This window comes from Cytobacillus oceanisediminis 2691, assembly GCF_000294775.2.
In the GTDB taxonomy this organism is placed as follows: Bacteria; Bacillota; Bacilli; order Bacillales; family Cytobacillaceae; genus Cytobacillus; species Cytobacillus pseudoceanisediminis.
In genome coordinates, this window is the sequence record NZ_CP015506.1 from 2,586,547 (window position 1) to 2,612,853 (window position 26,307).

At 40.3% G+C, this 26,307-nt stretch carries 27 protein-coding genes, 1 pseudogene and 2 riboswitches; of the genes and pseudogenes, 10 read left to right on the plus strand and 18 right to left on the minus strand.

Annotated elements, in window-relative coordinates:
- The first annotated feature begins 93 nt into the window (after positions 1–93).
- Positions 94–480: a globin gene (locus tag A361_RS13140; protein ID WP_033196464.1), complete on the plus strand. Its 387-nt coding sequence runs from the start codon at positions 94–96 to the stop codon at positions 478–480.
- A gap of 83 nt (positions 481–563) precedes the next feature.
- Here the strand turns inward: A361_RS13140 and A361_RS13145 are convergent, their stop codons facing one another.
- From A361_RS13145 to A361_RS13155, 3 genes are all read right to left on the minus strand, one after another.
- On the minus strand, positions 564–971 hold the full coding sequence (locus A361_RS13145) for a hypothetical protein (RefSeq protein WP_019379826.1): 408 nt from the start codon (positions 969–971) through the stop codon (positions 564–566).
- Positions 972–1,078: 107 nt separating this feature from the next.
- Positions 1,079–2,083: a DUF3231 family protein gene (locus A361_RS13150; RefSeq protein ID WP_019379825.1), complete on the minus strand. Its 1,005-nt coding sequence runs from the start codon at positions 2,081–2,083 to the stop codon at positions 1,079–1,081.
- Positions 2,084–2,244: 161 nt separating this feature from the next.
- On the minus strand, positions 2,245–4,413 hold the full coding sequence (locus tag A361_RS13155) for a beta-propeller domain-containing protein (RefSeq protein ID WP_019379824.1): 2,169 nt from the start codon (positions 4,411–4,413) through the stop codon (positions 2,245–2,247).
- A 147-nt stretch (positions 4,414–4,560) separates the two neighbouring features.
- Between A361_RS13155 and A361_RS13160 the strand changes: the two genes are divergently transcribed.
- Complete coding sequence (locus A361_RS13160; RefSeq protein WP_019379823.1) at positions 4,561–5,499, plus strand: DMT family transporter; 939 nt, start codon at positions 4,561–4,563, stop codon at positions 5,497–5,499.
- A 42-nt stretch (positions 5,500–5,541) separates the two neighbouring features.
- Here A361_RS13160 and A361_RS31255 read toward each other — a convergent pair whose 3' ends face one another.
- On the minus strand, positions 5,542–5,670 hold the full coding sequence (locus tag A361_RS31255) for a hypothetical protein (RefSeq protein WP_019379822.1): 129 nt from the start codon (positions 5,668–5,670) through the stop codon (positions 5,542–5,544).
- Positions 5,671–5,951: 281 nt separating this feature from the next.
- Between A361_RS31255 and A361_RS29930 the strand changes: the two genes are divergently transcribed.
- Positions 5,952–6,098, plus strand: a complete 147-nt coding sequence (locus tag A361_RS29930) for a hypothetical protein (protein ID WP_019379821.1) — start codon at positions 5,952–5,954, stop codon at positions 6,096–6,098.
- A 125-nt stretch (positions 6,099–6,223) separates the two neighbouring features.
- Here the strand turns inward: A361_RS29930 and ltaE are convergent, their stop codons facing one another.
- Positions 6,224–7,255 carry a low-specificity L-threonine aldolase gene (gene ltaE, locus A361_RS13165; RefSeq protein WP_019379820.1) on the minus strand — a complete coding sequence of 344 codons (1,032 nt, stop codon included), beginning with the start codon at positions 7,253–7,255 and terminating at the stop codon, positions 6,224–6,226.
- A gap of 458 nt (positions 7,256–7,713) precedes the next feature.
- On the opposite strand from ltaE, the gene qoxA reads away from it, so the two are divergent.
- Genes qoxA through qoxD form a run of 4 tightly spaced genes read left to right on the plus strand, consistent with a single transcriptional unit; the run spans position 7,714 to position 11,570 of the window.
- On the plus strand, positions 7,714–8,703 hold the full coding sequence (qoxA, locus tag A361_RS13170; protein ID WP_009334520.1) for a cytochrome aa3 quinol oxidase subunit II: 990 nt from the start codon (positions 7,714–7,716) through the stop codon (positions 8,701–8,703).
- A complete protein-coding gene (qoxB, locus tag A361_RS13175) occupies positions 8,693–10,669 on the plus strand; it encodes a cytochrome aa3 quinol oxidase subunit I (RefSeq protein ID WP_009334519.1) in 1,977 nt (658 codons plus the stop codon). Before qoxA ends, qoxB begins: the two co-directional genes overlap by 11 nt.
- Positions 10,659–11,264: a cytochrome aa3 quinol oxidase subunit III gene (gene qoxC, locus A361_RS13180; protein ID WP_019379819.1), complete on the plus strand. Its 606-nt coding sequence runs from the start codon at positions 10,659–10,661 to the stop codon at positions 11,262–11,264. The genes qoxB and qoxC overlap by 11 nt, the downstream gene beginning before the upstream one ends.
- Positions 11,265–11,570, plus strand: a complete 306-nt coding sequence (gene qoxD, locus A361_RS13185; protein ID WP_019379818.1) for a cytochrome aa3 quinol oxidase subunit IV — start codon at positions 11,265–11,267, stop codon at positions 11,568–11,570. It begins immediately after the preceding gene.
- A 75-nt stretch (positions 11,571–11,645) separates the two neighbouring features.
- Here the strand turns inward: qoxD and A361_RS13190 are convergent, their stop codons facing one another.
- The 4 genes from A361_RS13190 to A361_RS13205 form a co-directional block, all read right to left on the minus strand.
- The gene (locus A361_RS13190; protein WP_019379817.1) at positions 11,646–11,885 is read right to left on the minus strand and encodes a hypothetical protein; all 240 of its coding nucleotides are present in this window, start codon (positions 11,883–11,885) and stop codon (positions 11,646–11,648) included.
- A gap of 119 nt (positions 11,886–12,004) precedes the next feature.
- Complete coding sequence (locus A361_RS13195) at positions 12,005–12,274, minus strand: hypothetical protein (protein ID WP_009334515.1); 270 nt, start codon at positions 12,272–12,274, stop codon at positions 12,005–12,007.
- A 99-nt stretch (positions 12,275–12,373) separates the two neighbouring features.
- Positions 12,374–12,973, minus strand: coding sequence for an energy-coupled thiamine transporter ThiT (gene thiT, locus A361_RS13200; RefSeq protein WP_019379816.1), 600 nt, complete (start codon positions 12,971–12,973; stop codon positions 12,374–12,376).
- 66 nt (positions 12,974–13,039) lie between these two features.
- Positions 13,040–13,142, minus strand: a riboswitch (TPP riboswitch).
- A gap of 51 nt (positions 13,143–13,193) precedes the next feature.
- Positions 13,194–14,534 carry an MATE family efflux transporter gene (locus A361_RS13205; RefSeq protein ID WP_019379815.1) on the minus strand — a complete coding sequence of 447 codons (1,341 nt, stop codon included), beginning with the start codon at positions 14,532–14,534 and terminating at the stop codon, positions 13,194–13,196.
- A gap of 285 nt (positions 14,535–14,819) precedes the next feature.
- Between A361_RS13205 and A361_RS13210 the strand changes: the two genes are divergently transcribed.
- Complete coding sequence (locus tag A361_RS13210) at positions 14,820–16,550, plus strand: AAA family ATPase (RefSeq protein ID WP_019379814.1); 1,731 nt, start codon at positions 14,820–14,822, stop codon at positions 16,548–16,550.
- Positions 16,551–16,742: 192 nt separating this feature from the next.
- Positions 16,743–18,056 carry an ATP-binding protein gene (locus A361_RS13215; protein WP_236888037.1) on the plus strand — a complete coding sequence of 438 codons (1,314 nt, stop codon included), beginning with the start codon at positions 16,743–16,745 and terminating at the stop codon, positions 18,054–18,056.
- A 125-nt stretch (positions 18,057–18,181) separates the two neighbouring features.
- Here the strand turns inward: A361_RS13215 and A361_RS29935 are convergent, their stop codons facing one another.
- The 9 genes and pseudogenes from A361_RS29935 to queC all read right to left on the minus strand — a co-directional run bounded on the left by A361_RS29935 (position 18,182) and on the right by queC (position 25,923).
- A complete protein-coding gene (locus A361_RS29935) occupies positions 18,182–18,334 on the minus strand; it encodes a lmo0937 family membrane protein (protein WP_019379812.1) in 153 nt (50 codons plus the stop codon).
- 946 nt (positions 18,335–19,280) lie between these two features.
- Positions 19,281–20,053: pseudogene (locus tag A361_RS13220) on the minus strand (divergent polysaccharide deacetylase family protein).
- Positions 20,054–20,139: 86 nt separating this feature from the next.
- On the minus strand, positions 20,140–21,213 hold the full coding sequence (locus A361_RS13225; protein ID WP_009334508.1) for an ABC transporter substrate-binding protein: 1,074 nt from the start codon (positions 21,211–21,213) through the stop codon (positions 20,140–20,142).
- Positions 21,210–22,013 (minus strand): ABC transporter permease, encoded by an 804-nt coding sequence (locus tag A361_RS13230; protein WP_019379810.1) that lies wholly within the window; start codon positions 22,011–22,013, stop codon positions 21,210–21,212. Before A361_RS13230 ends, A361_RS13225 begins: the two co-directional genes overlap by 4 nt.
- Entirely contained in the window at positions 22,013–22,816 is an 804-nt protein-coding gene (locus A361_RS13235; protein WP_009334506.1) for an ABC transporter permease, read from the minus strand. Before A361_RS13235 ends, A361_RS13230 begins: the two co-directional genes overlap by 1 nt.
- Positions 22,806–23,912: an ABC transporter ATP-binding protein gene (locus A361_RS13240; protein ID WP_009334505.1), complete on the minus strand. Its 1,107-nt coding sequence runs from the start codon at positions 23,910–23,912 to the stop codon at positions 22,806–22,808. The genes A361_RS13235 and A361_RS13240 overlap by 11 nt, the downstream gene beginning before the upstream one ends.
- 147 nt (positions 23,913–24,059) lie before the next feature.
- Positions 24,060–24,791: a 7-carboxy-7-deazaguanine synthase QueE gene (queE, locus tag A361_RS13245; protein WP_009334504.1), complete on the minus strand. Its 732-nt coding sequence runs from the start codon at positions 24,789–24,791 to the stop codon at positions 24,060–24,062.
- Positions 24,784–25,260 (minus strand): 6-carboxytetrahydropterin synthase QueD, encoded by a 477-nt coding sequence (gene queD, locus A361_RS13250; RefSeq protein ID WP_009334503.1) that lies wholly within the window; start codon positions 25,258–25,260, stop codon positions 24,784–24,786. The genes queE and queD overlap by 8 nt, the downstream gene beginning before the upstream one ends.
- A gap of 3 nt (positions 25,261–25,263) precedes the next feature.
- Positions 25,264–25,923, minus strand: coding sequence for a 7-cyano-7-deazaguanine synthase QueC (gene queC, locus A361_RS13255; protein ID WP_009334502.1), 660 nt, complete (start codon positions 25,921–25,923; stop codon positions 25,264–25,266).
- A gap of 52 nt (positions 25,924–25,975) precedes the next feature.
- Positions 25,976–26,018, minus strand: a riboswitch (PreQ1 riboswitch).
- A 152-nt stretch (positions 26,019–26,170) separates the two neighbouring features.
- On the opposite strand from queC, the gene A361_RS31260 reads away from it, so the two are divergent.
- Complete coding sequence (locus tag A361_RS31260) at positions 26,171–26,299, plus strand: hypothetical protein (protein ID WP_019379809.1); 129 nt, start codon at positions 26,171–26,173, stop codon at positions 26,297–26,299.
- The last annotated feature ends 8 nt before the right edge of the window (positions 26,300–26,307 follow it).

The following is a 26,307-nucleotide window of genomic DNA, read 5'->3' on the forward strand; positions in this document are numbered from 1 at the left end:
TTCGCCAATAATCATACTGTGATTTAAATCACATTTAAGTTAGTATAACTTCTATATAATGAAATTAAAAAAATGTAATTCAAGCAGGTGAGAATCGTGAATGATTTTAAGACACTTTTTGAAGAAATAGGCGGAACTGAAACCATTAAGAAGCTAGTGGAGGCGTTTTATCCCCGGGTTTATGCAGATCCTGTATTAAGTCCCCTTTTTGAAGGTGATATAGAGGACATTAAGAGAAAGCAAAAAATGTTTCTTACGCAATTTCTTGGAGGACCGCCACTTTACAGCCAGGAGTTTGGACCGCCGGCCATGAAACAAAGGCATCTGCCATTTGATATTACACCTTTAAGAGCACAAAGATGGCTTGCCTGCATGAAAGATGCTTTCAAGGAAACGGAGCTGGATCAAAACCCTGCATCCGCTCTATTCTATGATCGGCTTTTGCAGGTGGCGGCCATTATGGTAAATAGTCCAGAATGAGAAAAGACCTTCCATCCGGAAGGTCTACTATCAGTTGGGTTAGAAATTATTATTTTGTTAGGTAAGCTCCAGCACTTTTCCAGTTACAGAGATTCAAAATATTCTTTTGCATGTTCTACTGACTGGAACATTTTAACTTCTGTCACCTCTTTTTCATCATATGCTACTCCGAGAAATCCATCCGCAAGCTGCAGGATATCAGCAGATGATGTGTTTTCATCTTCGACGGTAACTGTTTCTTCCATTTCAAGCTGCCCTTTTTCCGCCCAAGATTGAACTTCGGCCGAGTAAGTATCAATATTCATTCCCTCATCAATGCGGTCATCCAATTCAGCAACTGAGAGAGGCTTTTCTTCACCTTCTGTATTCACAGCTTCATTATATTCCTGGCTATTAGTTGAATCATTCTTTGCTCCTTCCTTATTTTCTTCCTCTGCACTGCATGCTGTCATCAGTATGCAGGCGGTAAAAACAAGCATCCATTTTCGCATAAGAGTTCATCTCCTTTTTTAATTCTTCTAAGCTAGTAATCTATTACCCCAATTTTTGGTCTGCATTCATCATAAAAAAATAAAGCACCCGCAAAAAGGTGCTTCAGCTACTTATTTCTGAGCTTTTCTCTATCAAGTGATTGAGGCGGCTTTTCCAGCCAGCCGTTGTCAATCATAATTTTTGCTCCTTCATCTGCAAAATTTCCGACTTTGATCATCATATTAGCATATTGAATAGCCAGGTCTTTTCGAATGCTTGCCCCGATGGCTATTCCAAAGTCCATTACGCCGACCGCAGTTATGCTGGCGATCAGAAACATCATTAATCTATCCGAAAAAGGTGAGATGGTTGAGTCTGTAATAGACCCATCCCATGTGCTTGGATATGCCACATCGTCATTTTTTAAGACATTGAGAAAATATTCCGCATGCTCCAGGCTCATATCATAGCCTCTTTTGAAATAATCGCTTATGACTTTTTGTTTAGCTACCTGGCTGAATGCCAAAAGCATAGTTTTAGCAATATTGGATAACTCGATATTCGTACCCAGATGGGCGATTTCGATGGCCAGCAGCTGCCTCTTTTTGCCTGCAATTCCGCCAAGGAAACGATGGTCTGATACATATTCTACTTTTTTAGGATAATCTATATATGGTGATCGAATGAATATTCCCTTTTCCTCCATGGCCTCAGCGGCCATATCAAAAAGTTTCTCTGTTTGCTCATAGTATTTTTTAAACATGCTGCGAATGTCTTTTCTTGCAGAAACTGATTTAGCAAGTGAATAGGCATTCAATCCGGTTCTTCCTAAATGATGCATGAATCTAATATAGGTTACGTCTGAAAATAACCTGGGTGTGTCATTGTGCAGGTCTTTTTCATTGAATCCATCAGGTATGGGAAAATCTTCTTTTTGAAAGAGTGAGGAAATGTCGTCTATGTGATCCTTGGCGATGGATAGCGCATATTTCAAAACCGGCAAGACATCCGGATCTTCATTTGTTTTTATATAGTGTTTTATGCAGCAGACTGCTGCTGTATCAGCTACATAGGTGTTCCAGAGCATGGCCATTTCAGAAGATATTAATTTAGGGGTACTCCCGCCTTTCATATTCTCACCAGCCGTTTTAGTAAAATTATATTTATATACTATCAGCTTTATATTAGCCTTTATTCGACATTTTCATTCTAATATGTGGTAATTCATTTCCATTATTGTTTTTCAGTGTGCGCATAAAAAAGAACCGGCCAGAAAATGGCTGGTTCCTCCAATTAATTTAACTCAAGTTCTCCTGCTTTTTTGAATCCATCTATATGGTAGGCATCCACTTTTTTAGGGGAAATGCTATATATGTGGTCGCCGATATAGATAAGCCTTTCAATTGTATCTTCCCATTCTTCATAAATTGCATTTTCTGTCTGATGGGTTATTTGTCTTTGAAGCTCGATTCCATTTTGGGCAGTAATTTTGTATATTAACGCACCCTGGTAGTCGAAATTTGATTCAAACTGGCTTCCTTCTTTATTTTGATAGATTGAAATCGGAAATCCATATAGATTTTTCTTTTTATGGATAAACAGAGCTTTGTGATCGTGATTTAAAGGTGAATATGTTCCGCGTCCTCCTATTATTTCTGTATCTTTTTCAACTGGCTTATTGGTATTGCTTACATCGAATAAAGATATTTTTACACCGTCTGTTGTAATAACAGGCTGGCTGCCTGCTCCTTTGCCTCCTGTTATCTTCGTATCATGTCCGAAGCCAATGAGGTGGTTTTCATCTAATGGGTGCAGGTAATTGCTGAAGCCGGGAATTTTTAACTCACCCAGAACAGAAGGTTTTTCCGGATTTGATCCATCAATGACAAAGAGCGGGTCCGTTTCCTTAAAAGTAACCATATAAATACGGTCATTCATAAACCTTGCAGAATAAATCCGTTCTCCTCTAGCCAGGTTTTCCAGCTGTCCAATCTTTTTTAAATTCTTATCCAGAATATAAAGGCTGTTGGAAGAAGGGGTTCTTTCGTCCCTGGCCTCTCCTTTGGTTGTTACCACTCTGAAGTTTTCATTATATTCATCCATTGAAAACTGGTTTAAAACGGTGCCTTTTATTTCAGTTGATGTCTGGAACTCTACTTTTCCGTCTTTTATATTGAATTTATAGATGCTCGTATCCGGATGGGGCATCTGTCTGTCTCCGATTGTTTCATTATTGTAATTGGCTGCTGATAAATATAGATTATTATGGGACATATAGAATTCATTTCCGCTGCCTAAGTAGCTTGTGACTGATAGTGGCTCTTTGTCGGCTCTTAAATTCAATACAGCTATATTAATATAATTTGCGTTTTGGGAACCTGGAAAATATTTTATCTCATTATAATCGACGATCTGCTGCTCCCTGCTCTCGGCAGTATCAAAATAACGGGGACGCATATCTGCATTTTTATTTCTTTCCAAAATCCAATATTCGGGAAAATGACTTGTAATCAAATATACCTTTCCATCCATTAGCCTGGAAGCAAGCAAACTGCCTTCGATATCTGCTTCTCTGATTTGTGCTGGATTTTGTTTATTATCGATATTGAAAACAATCGTTTTTGTGGAATGAAATGCAGGTGCAATCTTTTTTTCTGAAGCAGGTTTTCCTATGTGAACAGGAGCATCTTTATAGCTGTGGCCCATAACAATTAATTGATTGCCTTCTATAAATAGCTGATAGGGAGAGAATTCCTGATTGAATGATAATTCAGATTCCATCTTCATTTTGTCAGCCGGGATGGCCTTAATAATCTGGACTTTATTATCAGTAATTTTGTATATATGCGTACCATCCGTTTTTATCAGATCAGCTTCATCTATACCGGCTACTTGAACATTTGTTGCGGAAAAGTCTGCACCTGCAGAATCTGCTGAGCTCTTTTCACTGCTGCTCTCCTCGCTCACTGCCATATCCCTTCCAGCAAGGAATGTCCTTTCTTCATTGAGCATTTTTGAAAAGTAATCGTTCAATTTATTTCTTGAGCCGATTGCCGGCAGAGTATCTATAACTTTGAAAGCAGTTTTTACTGATTGATTCAGGTTTTGTCCGCCCTTTGTTTTGATATCTTTAGTAAGGACCAATGTATAGTTTGGAGAATTTAGATTATATCCTTCATCAGGCGGTTGAATTTCGATGGATTTATTATTATTTTCCAGTGAGACTTTAACCTGCTCTTTTCCGCCCTCCTCATTCAAAATATAAACGGAGCTGTTGTTCACACTATCTGGATTAAGTTCTTTTGAAAACGTAACTTCCCATACCTTATTCTTTAAAACTGTCACTTCTTCATTATTTTCTGCCAGGTTACTGACAATTTTTAACCTGTTAAGAAACGAGAAGTATGCCAATAAAATAATGATTAGTGTGATTCCGCCCAGAAAAAGCCATTTCTTCTTCATGAAAGACACCCCTTTTTAAGTAAGTTGACGGGTTGAATCTTCCAATAGTTACAAATTAATTTTTATAAAATTTCTGAAATTAATGAATTTTCCTGGAGGTAAAGGTAAAATTTAATTTATTACAGTGCAGGAAGAAGGTTTTCTCAAATGCTGGATGGGACAAACAAAAAGTATGGTTTTTTAATGCTGATTTTAGCGAACATGATTTGGGGAGGGAATTTTGTTATAGGGAGAATTGGTGTCGATTATTTTCCGCCGCTGCTCTTTTCCCTAATGCGATGGATCATTGCATTCTTGCTTTTAACTCCTTTTATGGTCAAGAAGCTAAAAAGAGATTGGAACATAATTTGGGAGCATAAGCGGATACTTTTGCTATTGGCGGTGACAGGTGTTGCCGGTTACAACACAATCATTTATTTTGCGCTGCAATACACCACATCCATTAATGCATCTGTGGTAAATAGTACTACACCGCTTTTTATCGCCATTCTAGCCATATTTATTTTAAGAGAAAAACTTCTAGCCCACCAGGCAGCAGGAATTCTCCTGTCAGTCTTTGGAATTTTATATATTATTTCAAAGGGATCGATTGAAATGTTTCTTTCATGGAAAATAAATGCCGGAGATCTATACGTATTGGCAGCAGTCATTATGTGGGCATCGTATTCGGTAATTGGGAAAAAATATTCAAACGTTTTGCCTGTGCTAACTTCTTTTTATGCATCATCATTTATCGGCATTTTACTATTGGTGCCTTTAAGCCTTATTGAATATCTAGTGATGGAAAAAACCCCTGTCTTCACCTTAACCTCCGCAGGAATCTTGCTGTATGTTGGTTTTCTGTCTTCAATTATGGCTTTTCTATCCTGGAATTTTGGAGTTTCCTTAATAGGAGCAGCCAAAGCAGGGGTTTTCCTGAATCTTCTCCCTATTTTCGCTATCATTTTCGCATTGTGTTTTACGGAGGAAAAATTGTATTTGTATCAGATAATCGGCGGAGGCATTGTCACCTTGGGGGTAGTTATATCTTCTAAAAAAACTTTGCGATTTAAGAACCATGTTCAAGAAAATAAGTCTTCAGCATAAAAAATCCCCTCAGTTCCTGACTGCGGGGATTTTCCATATATATTACCAATCCTGGGTTCGTTCTAATAAATGATCAATTTCTACATGTCTGATCATATAGCCAAGATCTTCTTCGGCAATTTCCGATGTGGCTTCCAATAGCTGATCAATATCCATTTGCACCAATCTCATAACCAGACCTCCTGATTTAATTAATGAATGAATGAATCTATAATCTCTTTCCTGCTATACTATTCGCTTTGTATTAGACAGGTATGGGGGCAGCTGAGAAATTTATCAGTATTAATTACCCAGATTTCTTAGGACCTAAACATTCATACAAAGAACAAGATTGAATGGCTGTTCACTATTCGTCACACCTCAGCCGGAAAATTAATAATATATAATGAGTTTTAAAAAATCTTATCAGGGAATAGAGTCATAAAATACATTGCAATTTGAAGGTGTCTATTATGAAAACTAACTTTAATGATTTTGCAAAGCTTTTGGAATCCGCTCTTGATAAAGGACAAACAGATAATGAAGTGACCATTCATGAATTGCTTGATGATATAAAAAATCAGCTTGAACCTTTAATCAACAAAAAGGAAATCGGCTAATGCGCCGATTTCCTTTTATTTTCTTATAACCATTTGTGTGCTTTTTGAGCCATCTAAGCTGAGATATGCGATTCATTTGAAACGGAAAAACGCTTGCTGCAGAAAACATGCGTTTTTATTTGCAGTTAGATCATTTGACCAGCTGTTCTGTGTATGGCTATGACTGCATCTTCAAGCTGCTTTTTAGTAACATCATAGTGAGTGACAAAACGCACATAAGAAGGTCCGAAAGTTCCTGAAAGCACTCCCTCAGCTTTTAACTTTTCAACAAATTCCGATGAGTTCATTTTAAGGTTTTTTACATCAGCCACAATGATATTTGTATCTACTTGATTTACGATTTCAATCCCTTTGATTTGTCCAAGCTGCTGTGCAAGATATTGAGCATTTTCGTGATCCTCGGCTAAACGCTCTCTCATATTCGTTAATGCAACAATTCCCGGGGCTGCTATGATCCCAGCCTGGCGGAGTCCCCCTCCCAATCTTTTGCGCCATTTTCTTGCTGCAGCAATAAATTCTCTGCTGCCTGCAAGAATGGAACCAACAGGTGCTCCGAGCCCCTTAGAGAGGCATACTTGCACAGTGTCGCAATGATTGGCCATTTCAGAAGCCGGCAGGTTTAAGGCTGCGGCTGCATTAAACAGTCTTGCCCCATCAATATGTACGGGAATATTATTCGTTTTGGCAATTCTGTATATTTCTTCCATATTATCAATAGGTATTACGGCACCGCCAGCTCTGTTATGGGTATTTTCCAGACAAATCAATCCTGTTTCCGGATAATGCTGATCTTCTCCCCTAATGGCATACTCCACTTCTGAAGGATTCATTGCACCTCTTATCCCATTTAGCGTCCTTGTCTGGACTCCGGCAAAGGCAGATGAAGCGCCGCTTTCATAATAAAAAATATGGCTTTCTGCTTCAAGAATAATTTCATTGCCCGGACGGCAATGTGTTAAGATGGCAATCTGGTTTCCCTGTGTGCCGCTCGTTACAAACAGAGCTGCCTCCTTACCAAGCACCTCAGCAGCTGTCTCTTCCAATTTATTTATTGATGGATCCTCTCCGTATACGTCATCCCCAACTTCAGCTTCATAAGCAGCTTTCCTCATTTCTTCAGTTGGCTTTGTAACCGTATCACTTCTTAAATCAGTCATTTCCTCACCCTGTCCTTCTCTATTATTAGTCCATGTTACTGTACTATTCAGTATTTTTCAACAAAGAGAGAATTCATTTAATTAATTCTTGTATGGAGAATTTTATTTGGTGGTTTTTTGCTTGAATATGGATGTAACATAAGATAATTAGGGTGTCGCATTAAAGTTCAAAATTTGTTCAAAAGTTGTTTTGATGACCAAAACCCTGTAATAATGCTATTTGAACAAAAATATAAGCTGTCCAAATAGCTTACATTTATTTCCTTCCCACTTTTGTCACAACTTTTCACATTTGCTTATGTTAATATCATTTACACAGTGATAACTAAGTTAAATAAAGGTTTTTAAGGATGCTTATGTTTACCAGCTATATATTTTTTTGGCATCTTTGTGAAAACCCGCACATTGTTTGTGAATTATTTAACAATAGTTTTTGTCAAAAGGAGATGAAACATCAGATGAAGAAAATGCTGCTCTCTTTAACAGCCCTATTGCCCTTAATGGTTTTAAGCGGCTGCAATATGGTTGTATTTGAACCTCAGGGCCCCGTTGCAAGAAGCATTACCGAATTAATTAACTGGTCCCTGATCTGGATGCTTCTTGTCGTTGCAGTCGTGTTTGGATTATTCGGCTACATTGTCTGGAAATACCGTGAACGACCTGAGAATAAAGATTATGAACCCCCTGAGGAGCATGGAAGTACACTACTTGAAATTATTTGGACCGGGATTCCGATTTTAATTGTCATCGCCCTAACAATCCCGACAGTAAAAACACTTTATGCGCTGGAAGAAACACCTAAGGGCTATGAAGAAAAAGAACCTATTACAATACATGTAACATCTGCTGACTGGAAATGGATCTTCAGCTATCCTGAAGAAGGCATTGAAACAGTGAACTATGTCAATATTCCTGAAGATACGCCGGTTCTCTTTAAAATGACATCTGCCAGCACTATGCAATCTTTCTGGGTGCCTGCACTTGGCGGACAGAAATATACGATGCCCAAAATGGAAACTGAAATGTATCTTGTCGCTGATAACCCTGGATCATATGAAGGACAGAACACGAACTTTAACGGCCGCGGCTATGCGGATATGAAGTTTGAGGTTCTTGCTCAAACACAGGAAGATTTTGACCAATGGGTTGACGACGTTAAAGAAACAGCACCTAAACTGACTGAGAAAGAGTATGAAGGGCTGCTGAAGCCTACGCATTTAGGAAGACTGACATATTCCAATACTCATTTAGAATGGGTTAACCATGCTGATCCAAATTCGAAGGCTTATACAAATCCTGAGCTCTACAGAGGCCATGGATATCAAGGTAAAACATTCGAAGAAGATGACAATTATAAAAATGAGAATCCAAACGTAATTGAAGGTCATGGTGAAGAAGAGAGCCATGATAGTCAAGAAAACCATGGAGGTGGCCATCATGGGCATTAAATGGGATGAGTTTTTTATTACTGGGGACCCCCTTATACTAGGTTCACAGATTGCTATTTTATTAACGATGATTGGTGCAGTCGCTGCCATCACGTATTTAAAAAAGTGGAAATACCTCTGGACCGAATGGCTGACTACAGTTGATCATAAAAAAATCGGTATCATGTATATCATCTCCGCAGTATTGATGTTTTTCCGCGGCGGGATGGACGGCTTGCTGATGAAAGCTCAGACAGCACGCCCTGAAATGGAATTTCTGAATTCACAGCACTATAATGAAATTTTTACAACACACGGCGTTATTATGATTCTTTTCATGGCAATGCCATTCTTGATTGGATTAATGAACGTTGTCATTCCGCTTCAAATTGGTGCGCGTGACGTTGCCTTTCCGCAGCTGAATGCACTTAGCTTCTGGCTGTTCTTCAGCGGAGCTATGCTATTTAATATTTCTTTTGTTATCGGGGGATCGCCTGATGCAGGCTGGACATCTTACTTCCCTCTTGCAGGCAAGGAATTCAGCCCTGGAATCGGCAATAATTTTTACGCAGTCGCGCTGCAAATTGCTGGTATCGGGACACTGATGACAGGTATAAACTTTATCGTCACGATTTTGAAAATGAGAACAAAAGGCATGACACTAATGAAAATGCCGATGTTCACTTGGACTACCTTTGTAACATCCATTCTGATTGTGGCAGCTTTCCCTATTTTCACAGTTGCATTGGCACTGATGACATTCGACCGTCTGTATGGAACACACTTCTTTACAGTATCAGGCGGAGGAATGGATATGCTTTGGGCTAACCTGTTCTGGCTTTGGGGACATCCTGAAGTTTACATTGTTGCCCTTCCTGCATTCGGGATTTTCTCAGAAGTTATTGCCACTTTCTCAAGAAAATCATTGTTTGGATATAAATCAATGGTATTTTCCATCCTTGGAATTGCCCTTTTAAGTATGGTTGTCTGGGTCCACCATTTCTATACAATGGGATCAGGCCCTGCTGTAAACTCTTTCTTCTCCATCACGACGATGGCGATAGCCATACCGACTGGAGTCAAGATGTTTAACTGGCTGTTTACGATGCGTAAAGGCCGCATAAAAATTACTTCCGCCATGCTTTGGGCACTTGCATTCGTCCCATGCTTCGTCATAGGCGGGGTTACTGGCGTAATGCTTGCAATGGGTGCAGCGGATTATCAGTATCACAATACATTATTCCTGGTTGCCCACTTCCACTATGTATTAATTCCAGGTGTCGTATTTGCGGTATTTGCAGGTCTTTACTACTGGTGGCCAAAAATGTTCGGCTTCATGCTGAATGAAAAAATCGGTAAATGGCATTTCTGGCTATTTGTTATCGGCTTTAACGTAACATTCATGCCTATGTTCTTCCTTGGATTAAACGGAGCTGTAAGACGTGCATACACATACTCTGCCGAGTCTGGATTTGCACCACTCTTTATGCTTTCGGCAATTGGTTCCATCATTCTGGCAGCCGGATTCGCGGTGTTCTGCTACAACATTTACTGGAGCATCCGCTATGCCGACAGAAACATTTCAAGCGACCCATGGGACGCAAGAACATTGGAATGGTCTACTGCGTCACCTGTTCAATTCTATAACTTTGCAAAACTGCCGGAAGTTAAATCCCTTGATCCTTTCTGGCACATGAAAAAAAAGAATGAAGGCTTAACGTTATATGACAGTGAAATCGAAGAGATTCATATGCCAAGCAATTCCTGGCTTCCGATTTATATGGGTGTCATCTTTGGCATCGCAGGCTTCCTCCTTGTATTTGAATGGCACATCGCTGCAGCTGTAGCTGCCATCGGCATTTTTGCTGGATTGATCATTCGTTCATTCGATTACAATGAAGGCTTCCATGTTACAAAAGATGAAATCCACAGAATTGAAAATGCGTGGAGAAAAACAGAAGGAGAGGTGCACGATCATGTCAGCTAAAGTGGATACTTCTTTGCCCCTTGAATATCAAACTGAACAGGACCGGATGAATATTCTTGGCTTCTGGGTTTTCCTTGGCGCTGAAATCGTTCTATTTGCCACTCTGTTCGGAGTATATGGAGTTTTATATGAACGCTTTGCTGGAGGGCCAACACATAAAGACATTTTTGTGATCAAGGATGTCTTGATTCAGACAGTCCTCCTTTTGACAAGCAGCTTTACAATGGGCATCGCCATTTTTGAAATGCGCCGCCATAACCTGAAAGGGCTAATCACCTGGCTGGTGATTACCCTTGCACTTGGCGCAGGATTCCTATTCATGGAGATTAATGAGTTTATCCATTATGCCCATGAAGGTGCAACGATGCAGACAAGTGCGTTCCTATCCAGCTTATTTGTCCTGCTGGGTACACACGGAGCCCATGTTACATTGGGAATTGGCTGGGCAACTATGGTCATTATCCAGCTTTTAAAAAGAGGCCTTACCCCTACTACAGCAAGAAAAACGTTTATTATCGGCCTTTACTGGCACTTCCTTGATGTGGTCTGGATCTTTATTTTCACATTCGTGTATTTGAAAGGACTGGTGGCTTAAATGGAACATCATCAATCAAAAAGCTTCCCTATAAGCCATGTCATTGGATTTGTTGTTTCCCTTGTGCTGACATTTGCAGCAGCAGGTATTGCCCTAAAAACGAACCTCTCTTTTAAAGTGATCATGTGGATCATCGGCTCGCTGGCTGTCATTCAGGCAGGCATGCAGCTGTTCATGTTCATGCACTTAAGAGAAGGAGAAGACGGCAAAACGAACTTAGTTAATATGATTTATGCCGTATTTATGGTTATTGTAATTGTAGTAGGTTCTATTTGGGTTCTCACTTCTGGGCACGCGGCTCATTAATTCAAGAAAAGCGGAATCGCCTTGTCCATCCCATGAGCCAGATAATAAAACCGGTCTCCCTTTTGGAGGCCGGTTTTATTTGTATTGTCTGATTCCCTTGCTGCCCTTTGTCATTTCTTCCATCATATTAATAAAAAATCCGAATCCAAAAATTAGCATGGATGATACCATAATGCTTAAACCGATTGATAAAACATACTCACCCGTGAGACCGCTTACAAAAAAGCTTGAAATAAAGACAATTAACCCTAAAAGAATACCGGCCGCAGTAACATTTCTAAAAAAATGCAGCACCTTTTGCTGTTTTAAAGTCATATTTTCATCCCCTTTTATTTAATATTCTAACTATGTTCACAAATTTGTCAAACTTTTTGTCACAAAATTGTCAAATTTATTTATGCAAAAAAAGCTTTGCAAAGGTGCAAAGCAATTTTCTACTGATATAGCTTTTTAATGTTCTCCAAATCTTTCTTTAAATTGCCTATTTCCTGCCTGGTCAGCATTAATGGCATTTGATCGTAAAGTGTAATAATCTGTCCTCCCTCATCCTCTTCATGAAGGGATAAATAGTTATACAAATTTTCACATTGATTTTTGTTAAGGACAGACTGGGTGCTGAAATTTTTAACCTTCTGGATCTCAAAGGCACTGGTTTCTGCATCATATACACCTGTAATAATATTGCCCTGCAATGTGTTTGACAAACAATCACTCCCCTTTTTGAGTAATATACCCATTTTTCAGGAGCAGTTTCCTAAAATAAGAAAAAACCTCTTTGGAAATTTCCAAAGAGGCTGATTATATTAGGAAGCGCGTTTTTGTGATTGAATAACTTCATCCGTTTTTCTTATGATCAATCTTGGAGCTGAAGATATAATTAATACTGCTAAAATCGAGCAGAGAATAGCTGCTCCGAGCATGGTTGCACCGTTTGCCAGAAAGGAAAAGAGAACCGGTGACATCCCTTCCGGCGCATAGCTCCCAAAGAAAAGGACACCTGCTATGAAATGCCAGAAATACCGGGCAAGGCTTCCGGCAAACACAGCTAAAACAACCCAGCCCAATGCCTTTTTCTTGTTTCCGCTGCGCAGCTGATTTTGAATTGGTCGGAAAAACAAACCGGCAAAACCGATACAGGCAAATGCCACAAAGTACTCAATAAATGCCTGAAGCGGAGTCGCAATCCAGGCATCACCCATGGCAATCTGCAATATTCCCCATAATAGACCGGCAATGAAGCTGACTTTAAAGCCCCATCTGAATGCCAAAATGAATATGGGAATCATCGCAGCAGAAATCGAAATGGAAGGCGACAGCTTAATAGATGGAAGGAAATCCAAAATAATAGCAAATGCTGCAAAAAATGAAGCTTCAATCATCGCCGTCAGGCTTAATTTTTTCATAAAAAAATCCCCCTATAATCGTATGACGATACCCCAAGGGAGAACAAGCAGGCAGAAAAACCCCTTCCGCCTTTTATTCCACATTCCTGCGCTAGCATTATCTAACAGGTTCAAAGGGTCAGAACAGCGAACTATTCACTCTCAGCAGAATGCTCCCCTTGTGGCACGTTATTGTATTATCCAATTTTAGTATAAATGAAATAAATGAAAGTGAAAAGGATTATTTTCCCTCTCCAAATATAGCCTGTTTATCCCACTTTCCGATACGGTAATACATAAAGGCGATGACACTGCTTATAGCAAAGCTTATCGCCATGCCTGCAGCAATTCCTTTATCACCCATAAACTTTGAAAATAGGAATGTTAAAGGATAGCGCAGGATCCAGAATGAAATGATATTCAGTATGAGCACTTGAAACATCGCACCGGAAGCTCTTACCACACCATTCAATATAAAATTAATGCCCAGGAGCGGATAAAAAAAGGCAATGATCTTTAAATAGTCAGTGCCATACTGAACTGATTCTTTATCCTGTATAAACAGGCGCACCCCGTGTTCTGCAAATAGGACCGTACCAAAAGCGATGATAAACATGATTCCAAGATTGTAAATGACTCCGTACAAGGCGATTTGATGAACCCGTTCCCATTGATTTCTCCCTATATTTTGACCGGCCATACTGTTGACTGCAGTCCCCAATGCCATCGCAGGAAGCATAATGATGCTGTCAATACGCTGAGCTGCACCAAATCCCGCAACCACGTCATCGCCAAAAGAGGTGACGACAGACATAATAGCCATAACACCAGCCGATATAACGGTCATTTGAAGTCCAGAAGGGATGCCGAGCTTGAAAATTAATGCCGCTTCCTCTTTATGCGGCCAAGAAGGAATAGTGAACGGCGCCAGCTTTTTGCGGAGTATGAATATCATTCCGATCATAAATGCGAACCCCTGTGAAAGGATCGTAGCACAAGCTGCCCCATCAATACCAAGCTGGAATACAGATATAAAAAGAGGGTCCAGGATTGCATTTAATACGACTGCTATCAGGACAAAGTACAGTGGACTCTTGCTGTCTCCGAGCGCCCTGAGTACGGTTCCTATAAAATTGTATCCAAATAAAAACAGAATACCAATGAAGTTAATCTGCAAATAGGATGCTGCACCTTCAGCCATTCCTGCAGGTGTGCCCATTATGGCCAAAATTCTTTCTGCAAACAGGAATCCGGCTATTCCAAGAGCAACTGACATAATTGTCTGAATGACGGTAAAGGCATTCAAATATTGTTTCAGCCCCTCTTCATGATCCCCACCCTTTTGCTGGGATAAAATCGTTAACGCCGCATTGTTTATTCCAATGATAAAAGAAAGAACTGTAAAGATTACAGTGCCGGACACCGCCACAGCTCCCAATGCGTCGGCCCCAAGCAGATTCCCAACCCACAGACTATCAATAAATTGATAGGAAACCTGCAGAAAATTAGTGAGCATGATTGGAGTTGAGAACACCAAGAGCTGTTTGAATATATTTCCTTTTGTAAAATCCTGCTGTGCCATCTTTACACCTTTTTCCCATATTTTTTTCACAGTTTCTATTATTCACTATTTCATATCCAGTTTCCAATTTTATAGTTTTGATTGTTATTATGTTTTATAATTTTATTTGCTTCATCTCTGTCACATTTTTATCATAAATTGATGCACCTGGAATGCTGTTATAGCACAATTCCTCTAAGGAGATATTATTTTTCCATAATTTACAACGTTTAAAAAGTGTAAAACCCTGTAATTAACAATTCTTTTTCCTTATAATGTAGGTATGTTTAATGAGGAGGGAAATAGTTGAAATCACGTCTTAAGAAGCCTTCGACGATTGTTTCTATTGCATTGGTGATCACGGTGATTTTGGCGGCGGTTATTTGGACCGTACAAGCAGGAAAAAAGGATGTGACAGTCCCGTTTTCTTCTGTGGAAAAAATTATTGCCTCCCAGGATGGGAAGACTGTTGCAGTACAGGAATATAAAAATGGGAAACTGCTGATCACAGCCCCTGATGGCGAGTACATCTCCCATGTGCCCCCCAACAGTGAGATGGTTGATAAATTAGTAGAAACCTATAATATACAATATACGTTCGCAAACACAGGACCTTATACCCCTTGGATTCTGGGCGGTGTAGTCCTTTTGTTTATAGCCATTGGCATTTACCTGTTTAAGTCAGGAAAAGGCGGAATGGGCGCTACAAATACTATGAAGCAAAGTGTATCTAAGCCAAAGGCCCTTCCTTCCATTTCACTTGAGGATGTTGGCGGAATTCAGGAAGAAATGAAAGAGGAAATCATGCAGACTCTTTCAATTTTAAAAGAACCTGAGCGCTCCCTGAAGATGGGGATTAAGCCGCCAAAGGGAATTCTGTTATACGGGCCTCCTGGAACGGGGAAAACGTTGCTGGCTCAGGCAATCGCTAAAGAGCTTGGAGCTACTTTTTTCTCAACCAGCGGTTCCGGTTTTAATGAATTGTTCGTTGGTGTGGGAGCATCCCGTGTAAGAAATCTTTTCCAAAATGCCAGAAAGCATGCCCCTGCTGTTGTCTTCATTGACGAAGTAGATGCACTGGCAGGCAGAAGAAAGCAGCATGGCGGGGAAGAAAGTGAAAAAACATTAACTGAGCTGCTAGTTCAGCTTGACGGCGGATATTCCAATGATGGAATACTATTTATTGCAGCGACAAACAGGAAGGATATGCTCGATGAAGCCTTCCTCCGTCCTGGGCGTATTGACTTCTCCTTCAATGTCCCTCTTCCGGATACAAAGGGCCGAAGAGAGATTATCAATATTCACACGAAAAATAGATTACTTGCTGAGGATGTCATGACAACACTTGGCGATCTGGCAGAAAGCACTTCTGGATTCTCGGGAGCAGATCTTCATTCCCTTTTTGAAACGGCAAGCCGCAGAGCTGTCCGTAACGGCCAGGAAATTATCTCTAAGGATGATTTGGATTATGCGCTGGATCGGACCATTTTGGGAACTACCACCCGTGCATTGCAGGATCCCGGCACGAAGCAGCGGGTGGCCATACACGAAGCTGGCCATGCTTTAGTGGCTGCTTTAACAAAACCAGGATCCGTCCGAAAAGCAACCATCATTCCCCGAGGTGAAGCTCTTGGTTACGTGGCCCCCATTCAAAAAGAACTTCACTTATCGACAACAAGTGAATTGCTTGATCAAGTTGCCATGATTCTCGCTGGCGGTGTATCAGAACGAATGATTCTTGGCGAGCATAGCATTGGAGTAAGCGGTGACGTAAAACAAGCCAAGCATATCATTGAGCAAATGGTTGATACCGGGTTACTGGATAACGGCTTTGAGCTTACTTTTAACAAAGGTCAAAAAGAAGCAAAAATGCAGGATCTTTTCCAGAAAGCACTGGAAAGATGCGAATTGATCATCGCAAATCATCAGCCTCAATTTGAAACGCTGGTAGAGGCCCTTCTTGAAAAAGAAACTCTTGAAGGCAGTGAAGTCCAGAAGATTGTTGGAGAATTGAAGACTGAAATGGTACTGGCATGATGAGAAACCGGCCCACTATGGGCCGGTTTTTTATAATGGAACTGCGGGTCATTTGTAAATAATCAAATTAACCCATAATAATGTTATGTAAACAAATGGTTCTTTCATATAACCAGAATAAATAAATGTTCCCATATAAAGGATTCTTCCTTTCTTTTGTTTAATTACTAATATTACCTACATAATGGAGGAATGGTTCTTTTGTATGATTTTACAGCTGACTTGATTTTTCACTTTCTGATTATGATCATGATCCCTTTTATCCATAAAATCTCTTCTTATCGGGGGGATTACTGGAAGACTTCTGCCCCGCTTTTATCTGTTCTTTTTTTAGCACTTTTCCTCACTATGACTTTTCCTGTGGAAATTGCAGGCGGTCAGTTTTTTGACTTGAAATTTATTCCTGTTTTTGTCGCCTATTTTTACATTAAGCCCCGTGCAGGCTTCCTGACTATTTTTGTATTGATTTCTTTTAAGGGCTTTTTTTCACCAGGAGATATTTGGATTGCGCTTGTAAATTACACAATAATTTCTGTGCTTTTTTTCTATGCGTCAAAAATCTATAAAAAATGTACATTTAGGCAAAAACTCAGTATAGCAGTTTTATTTTATCTTCCCATTACGATAACCAGGTATGTTATTTTCCTCCAAAAGGATATAAACGAAGACGCTGTATACTTACTATTGTTTTCAGCAGTTTCCATTATGACGCTTTCTATAATCATCTATTTGATTGAAATGAATCTGGTTCAGGAAAATATGATGGAAAAACTGAGAAATGCCGAAAAAATCAATGCAATCAGTCAGCTGGCTGCGTCAGTCGCCCATGAAATTAGGAATCCAATGACTACTGTAAGAGGTTTTCTGCAAATGCTTAAAAATGAAAAAAACCTGACTGCAGATCAAAAGACATTTATTAAAGTTTCTTTGGAAGAGCTGGACAGAACCAATCATATTATTAGTGATTTCCTCTTACTTGCACGCCCGGAAACTTCTGTTACCAGTAAAGTTTCACTTTCCGGATTATTATTGGAGGTGGCTGATTTTATGCGGCCATATGGACTGATGACAAAGGTTGAAATAAGGACAAGTATTTTTGAAGGCATTTTTATCATGGGTAATCCGAATGAAATAAAGCAATTATTTATAAACTTAATGAAAAATAGTATAGAAGCCATGCCTGATGGCGGTATTCTAGAGGTTTCAGCATTCAAAAGAAATACTACAGCAGATATACAAATTAAAGATGAAGGTGTCGGAATGTCGAAAGAAAAGCTTCAAATGCTCGGTCAGCCCTATTACTCAACGAAAACAAAAGGAACCGGCTTAGGATTAATGATATCTTTTGACATCATCAATCGTTTGAAAGGAAAATATTTAATAGAGAGCACACAGAATAAAGGAACCAGCTTTACTATTTCGCTGCCTCTATATTACTCGCCTGAAGAGATACGGCAGCCTTCTTTCCAGAACATGTCTGGAGGTCAGCGTATGAATGAGAGTTAACTCCATATTCATTGAATGGGAATCTTTCCGAAAATAAATGATCGCCAGCACAGGGTAGCTTAATCGTGATGGATCAAATACATTAACTTTAAAAAAAGCCTCCAAAATCTGAAGGCTTTTTTCATTTATCCCCTGCCGGATGCACGGCCTCTTATAAAGTTTACAACAAAGATGATCGCTGCTATTACCAGCAGTATATGAATGATGCCTCCTGCTACTTTAAATATTAATCCGAGTATCCATAATACAAGCAAAATACCTGCTATAGTCCAAAGCATGCAATTCACCCCTTCCTGTTAATTTAATATTTACATACCCCTAACAACCGGGACAAAATCATGAGTAAATGAAAAAAAAAACATTGCCGCACTTTTTACAGTTCTGACAATGTTATGTTTTGCAGTGGATGGATATTTTTATTCAGAGAGTATTGCATTTTCCAATTCTTTTGCAGCAGCCCCGATTGGCAATTTCTTTTAATGAGGATGCTTCACCTTTTTTCAAATCCTTAAGCTCGTGATAAAACGTTTTCCATGCCTGCTCCCTTTTCTCAAAAGAAATAAATGCACCATCTTTGCCATTTCAACAGCAAAATCCATTAACATCTCAGGCATCTTTTTTCTCGGTCATTCTAACCCTTATCATTGTTACAATGATGTATCTCTTTTAAAAAGGTGCCGGACACCCATGCCACACAAGTTCAGTAAGATCATACAAAACCTTCCTGTATTCAGGGAAGTTTTGCTGCATCCTTTTTGCATCACTGCATATACTATATTCACGGTCGCCCACCTCTTCTAACATCGCTTCGTTGCGGGACTAACCAGACCGGAATGTGGGCGGCCACCTTTTAGGATTTAAGCCGTATTTCACCATTGCACCGTTTTATTACACACCATGAACAAAGCTGCAAACCACACCAGGCTTGCAGCTTTTATTTATAGTAAATTATAAAATGGAACTGTGTGAATTACTCTGTGGAAAGATTGCATCTACCTCCAGCGCCTAGCCCCTCGGGTCATAAGCCAAATCACTCCAGAAATCAGGACAAGGAACGCTTCGTCATCGGATACATCGCCCGACCAAAGCTGCTTTGGAAGGTTTCCTGCGTGATTCGTCATATGCCTGTCGGACTTGCACAGGATGTGCCGGCTTCAACGTTCGCCACAGGACGTGGCGGTTTTTAGTTGACGTTTACCCTGATCAAGGAGCTTCCGCTTTAGTTCAAGGACCTTCGTCAATAAGTTCATAGCCTGGAATCAGTTCTGAGAGCGGCACTATTTCTGCTTTCTCTTTATAAACAGGTATATACTCTTTAAGCACATTAACCATCTTTGTACCTGTGATGCCGACATGGCCAATTGCGATAATGCGTTCATTTTTCACCAGTTTTTCTGCAAGTCTGTCAGCCTGTTTTGTAATATGGGCAGTAGTGTATATGTCATCGAAGAAAATATTGTTTTCTACATATGGTACACCGATTTCTTTTGCCAGTTTGCCGACGACGCTTTTGCCGGTTGTTTTGCTGTCAAGATAAAATAATCCGTGTTCTTTGCATACTTTAAGGACAATTCTCATGACCCGCTCATTCTCAGTGGCTCTTGAACCCATATGTGATTCATCCCGACCGCATGCGGCACTTCTTTGATGGCACTCTCTACCCTGCTGCGGATTTCTTCATCAGTTAAATCTGTTGTGATTGCCCCCGGACCAAGCCAGCTCCTCTTTCCTCTTTTCGGCTCCATTGGCATATGAACGATCACTTCATGTCCATTTTCACTTGCCAGTTCTGCATCTTCTTTTGTCGTTGGCATGAAAGGCATGATGGCAACTGTTAAGGTCACCGGAAGCTCCATCATTTCTGCTGTTCCCTTCATGTTGTTTCCCAGATCGTCAATGACAATCGCCAATTCAGGTTTTAGCGGGGCAGCACTTATGGAATTCCCTATACTTGCGAATGAAAAAATCAATAAAAATATACTGATGAATATTTTCATTTTCCATCCTCCTTTGAGCTAGCATTCCCTGATTCTTTAAAACAGTTCCAATGCAAAAACTGCCAGGAATTGATCCTGGCAGCACTTTATTTTTTATGCATTTTAAATTCAAGGAAAAGCTCGTTATAATAAGCAAGCATTCTTTTTCCCAGGTTCTCATAAACCTCCAGCCGAGCTGTCATTTCTTCATCCGGATAGAATCGTTCATCTGAAATTGTTTCTTCGTCCATATATTTCAGCGCTTCTTTATTCGGCGTTGAATATCCAACGTATTCTGTATTTTGTGCCGCATTTTCCGGGTCAAGGATGAAATTCATAAACTGGTGGGCTGCTTCCGGGTTTTTGGCAGTCTTAGGGATGACCATATTATCAAACCAAAGATTGGAGCCTTCTTCCGGAAGTACATATTCCAGATTATCCTTCTCCCACATGAGTTCCTGAGCCGTGCCGGACCAGACCACCCCAATGCCGGCTTCATCATTTTCCATCAGCATTCTGATTTCATCACCGACAATGGCTTTAATGTTAGGAGTAAGACTATCGAGCTTTTGTTTAGCTTCGACCAAATGGTCTCTATTTTTGTCATTCAGCGAATAATGGAGACTGTTGAGACCCATGCCCATTACTTCCCTTGCCCCATCTATCAGCAGGATCTGGTTCTTTAATTCAGGGTCCCATAAATCATTCCAGCTTGTGATTTTTTTATCTCCTAAAATATCGGTGTTATAAAGAATTCCGACAGTACCCCAGAAATAGGGAATTGAATATTCATTCCCGGGATCAAAAGGCAGGTCCATAAAACGCTGATCGATATATTTCAGGTTCGGAATTTTTGAATGATCAACCGGCAAAAGCAGGTCTTCCTCTTTCATTTTTTCAATCGCATATTCAGATGGAACAGCAATATCATAAGCTGTGCCACCCTGTTCAATTTTCGTCATCATCGCTTCATTGGAATCGAATGTCTCATAGATGACTTTTATGCCTGTTTCCTGTTCGAATTTGTCCACCAAGTCTGCATCTATATAGTCGCCCCAATTAAAAATGGTCAAAGTATTTCCGCTTGTGTAGCCCTGGGAGGAATTCAGCCCTGAAGCGATGTACAATAAGGCAAATGAAACAATTAATACCGCGGCGAGTGCCTGAACAAGCTTCTTCATTGCCTTACCCCCATTCCATTCGGCTTATCATTTCGTTTCGTAATAAAGTAATAGCCTATTACCAGAATGATTGTAAATAGGAAAAGCAAAGCAGATAAAGCATTAATATTTAAAGAAACTCCCCGTCTTGCCAGTGAATAAATCTCAACAGACAAAGTGGTAAAGCCGTTGCCTGTAACAAAGAAAGTTACCGCAAAATCATCCAGGGAATACGTCAGGGCCATAAAAAAGCCAGCGAAAATTCCAGGAGTAATATAAGGGAGAATGACTTTGGTCAGCACATCGAATCTGCTTGCCCCAAGATCCATGGCTGCATAAATCATGGACGTGCTCATTTCTTCTATTTTAGGCAAAACCATCAGCACAACAATCGGTACACTAAAGGCTATGTGAGCAAGCAAAACAGATACAAATCCAAGCTTAAGTCCGATCATTGTAAACAGAATCAAAAACGAGGCGCCTATAATGACATCCGGACTGACAATCAGCACATTATTCAGTGACAGGAGCGTATTTTTCACTCTGCGTTTTCTAGCATAGGCAATGGCTAGTCCTCCAGCCACTCCAATAATGGTCGAAATCGCTGCAGATAAAAGGGCAATAATAATGGTGTTAAGGACAATGATGAGTAATCGGGCATCAGCAAACAGCTCCCGATACCAATCCAGGGTGAAACCTTCGAATTGATACATGGTCCCTCCGCTGTTGAATGAATAAAATATCAAGTAAAAGATCGGGGCGTACAGGATGATAAAGATAAGTGCCAAATAAATCGCCGGCCATTTCCTGTTCTTTTTCATTATAGGATCCCCCGCTTTCTTCTGCCTGTCAGCACCATAATGAACACCATTGCGATAATCAGAAATACGGCAATGGTCGAGCCCATTCCCCAGTCCTGTGTCACAAGGAAATGCTGTTCAATGGCTGTTCCAAGAGTGATGACACGGTTTCCTGCAATCAGCCTTGTCAGCATGAATAATGACAGTGCAGGGATAAAGACGATCTGGCATCCCGATTTCACGCCATCAAGTGTCAAAGGAAAAATTACGCGTTTAAATGTTACCCAGGAAGACCCGCCTAAATCATTGCTGGCATCAAGAAGGGTTGGATTCAGTTCATTCAGAGAATTAAATATCGGCAAAATCATGAAAGGAAGAAAGATGTATACTGACACAAAGATAAAGCTGAAATCAGTGAACAGAATTTGCCTGCCACCTATTCCCATTGCATCCAAAAAGCTATTCGCTGCACCATATGTTCCAAAGATACCCAGGAATGCATAGGCTTTTAAAAGCAAATTAATCCACGATGGCAGTATAATTAATAAGAGCCACAGCTGCTTATGTTTCGTCTTAGTAAGCAAATAAGCTGTCGGATAAGCGATCAGCAATGAAAATAACGTTATTAAAAAGGCATACCAAAAGGAGCTTAAAGTCATTTTTAAATAAACGGGTGTAAAGAACTTTCTATAATTCTCCAAAGTGAAGTGCCCTTCAATATCAAAAAACGAATAATACAGAACAAGAAGCAATGGCGCTACTACAAAGAGAGCAATCCAAAGGACATAAGGAATTAAATAAAAGTTGCGGGAATTAGTTCTCATGGCTTTCCTCTTCATAAGCTTCAAGACGCTTATCAAATTCCTCTTCTGTTTCCCCGTGCCTCATGACGTGTATTGCTTCGGGATCGAAATGAAGGCCAATTTGATCCCCGACTGTCGCCTTTTTCGTTGAATGGACCAGCCACTCATTGCCATCGCTGTCATAGCAGCTGATTTCATAATGGACTCCCCTAAAGAGCTGGGAGTCAACTTGTACCTTCAGTTTCCCATCTTCCGGTGCGGTAATAGCCAGGTCTTCAGGGCGGATGACGATCTCAACATCTTCGTTTGGCTCAAAGCCCCCATCAACACACTCAAATAATTTGCCGGCAAACTTCACCAGATAGTCTTGGATCATCGTTCCAGCAACGATATTTGATTCCCCAATAAAATCTGCTACGAAACGATTGATCGGCTCATCATAAATATCAGTAGGAGTTCCGCTTTGCTCGATGCTTCCGCTGTTAAGTACGAAAATTTCATCTGACATGGCTAATGCTTCTTCCTGGTCATGTGTGACGAAAATAAACGTAATGCCCAGATTTCTCTGCAGTTCCCTCAGCTCATATTGCATTTCGGTCCGCAGCTTTAAATCAAGTGCGGATAAAGGTTCATCAAGGAGAATAACCTCTGGTTCATTGACAATGGCACGCGCGATGGCAACACGCTGGCGCTGTCCACCTGACATTTCTTTGATTTCACGATTTTCGTAGCCTTCAAGGTTTACAAATCTTAGCGCTTCCTTTACTTTCCTCTCAATATCGGCATTCTTCATTTTTTTGATTTTTAAACCGAATGCAATATTTTCATACACATTCAAATGCGGAAATAGAGCGTAATCCTGAAAAACGGTGTTTACTTGCCTTTTGTTGGCTGGAACATTATTTATTATTCGCCCATTAAAATAAATGTCCCCTTCGGAAGGTTCAGTAAATCCGGCAATCAATCGCAATATGGTCGTTTTCCCGCAGCCCGATGGCCCTAAAAGGGTATAGAACTTCCCGCGCTCAATTTCAAAGCTGACATTTTTTAAAACTGGCGGATCATTATCATATCTTTTTGTAACGGAATTAAATCGAATAATGGTGTTATCTGTCATCTAACTCTCCCTATCTATAGAAATTTACAGCACTAATGTATTGTTAAGTTCAAACGTATAATATCATAAATTTCTCGGAATCTGTCATAAATTGTTGAACATCCTTTACAAAAAAAACCGCACCAATTGGTGCGGGATTAGCAGATACTACACTCCCCGCTTATTGCCCCATACATATGTATGCAGCTGCGGAAGTACTTTAACATCTGTCAAATCATTGTCATGTATCGTTTTTTCAATGAGCCAATCATATTTGTCAAGCAGTTTCTGCAATAAATTTCGGTCGTCAGCTGTAACAGTGTCATCATTTCCCACCTGCAGATAAAACGGAACACCGGGATAGCGCTTATGAATGTTTTTAGCGTATTCATAATCCTTATCATCAAAAACAACAATCTTCAGTGAGACCTGCTGTTCTGCCTTTCTTTTGGTCTGAAGATTATTCACAATATAACCGAGCACATCGAAGTCTGTTTTCATGCCTGAGCTCGGCGGTTTTGGGGATAGGGTCAGTTCATCAATTTCATAAAACCAATCCTGCCAGCGGCTCCCCTGTGTTTCCAAGCAGATCTTAATTTTTTCTGCTTTGAGCAAAGAAATGAGTTCACTCAAATTTTTTAAAAGTGCAGGATTACCCCCGGATATGGTCACAAAGGAAAATCCATCCCCACCCAGCTCTTTAAGCTCTTTCCAAATTTCATCCGGTTCCATTTGGCGGATGCTGTCTTTCGCACTTCCATCCCAGGTAAAGGATGAATCACACCAGCTGCATGAATAATCACATCCTGCTGTACGGACGAACATCGTTTTCTGGCCGATCACCATTCCTTCACCCTGAATGGTTGGTCCGAATATTTCGAGAACAGGAATCTTACTCAACCTCCATCCACTCCCTTCTTGCTTCCGCATAGCTTGTAGGAGTTTCAAAAAGGCGCACAAATTCTACTCTTGCACCAACATATTGCTCTTTTCTGTTTTGGAGGCTTTGTGCCATTTTTTCATAAATCCAGACAACCATATTCTCTGCTGTCGTATTCATTGGCGGCAGCGTTTCATTCAGATACTTGTGGTCAAGGAATATTTCAATTTCGTTTTTCCAAATTTTTTTAATGTCGCCGAAATCAATCATTAATCCTCTGTCATCCACGAATCCGCTTATGCCAAAAATCACCTTGTAGGTGTGCCCATGCAGGTTTTTGCATTTGCCTTCATAGCAATGCAGATGATGGGCTGAATCAAAAGTGAATTCCTTGCTGACCATTACACGCTTATGGTGGTATTTCAGCTGATCGGGTTTGATATCCTCATTTATCTTCTGCAGTTTATCAACAATCCTGAAACCGTACATGGCTTAAAGCTCCTCCTTTTCCTTGAGGTATTCTTCAAGGCCATTTTTCCTTAAATGGCATGCTGGACACTCACCGCAGCCATCAGCCGGAATTCCGTTATAGCATGTCAGTGTTTTCTCACGCACATAATCAAGGGCATTTAATTCATCTGCCAGCTTCCATGTCTCTGCTTTGTTGAGCCACATTAATGGTGTATGGATCACAAACTGTTCATCCATTGATAGATTAAGGGTGACATTCAATGATTTTATAAAAATATCCCTGCAGTCTGGGTAGCCGCTGAAATCTGTTTCACACACCCCGGTTATAATATGCTTTGCATTAATCTGACTGGCCAGCACACCAGCAAATGACAGGAATAAAAGGTTTCTCCCAGGCACAAATGTGGATGGAAGCCCGCCTTCCTCCCCATCCTTTACTTTAATCTCATCACGGGTTAGTGCATTTGGTGCCAGCTGATTCAATAGGGACATATCTAGAATGTGGTGCCTGATCCCCAGTTCTTTTGCTATTTGCTGTGCACATTCGATCTCCAGCTTATGACGCTGATTATAATTAAAAGTGACGGCTTCCACTTCTTCAAAACGTTCCTTTGCCCAGAATAAGCAAGTTGTACTATCCTGACCGCCACTGAACACAACGAGTGCTTTATCATTTTTCATATAAAAATTCTCCTTTAAATAGAAAAACAGGACCACTAAGAAAGCAGACCTGTTTTCCTTAGTTTTTTAAAGAGGGTAGCTAGAACCTCTACCGTGTACACGGATTTAGCTATTGAACTATCAGTTTATATTATCATCTTTATTGGCTTTTTAGAAGGCTTAAATTTATACAGTAAAAAAGTTTTATTATTCAAAATCGCGGGAAAGTAATAATGCAGCGCCAATTTCATAAGGAGGGACTGAAGCCATGATCAGGTTTACATCGACTTCACGCTATTCCTTTGGCATTGCAAAAAAAGGGACATTTATAAGAAGGTCTGCAGGAATGAATATTCAGGATAGGTCTACTCTGATGCGTCTGGGACTGCTGCAATAATCGGAACC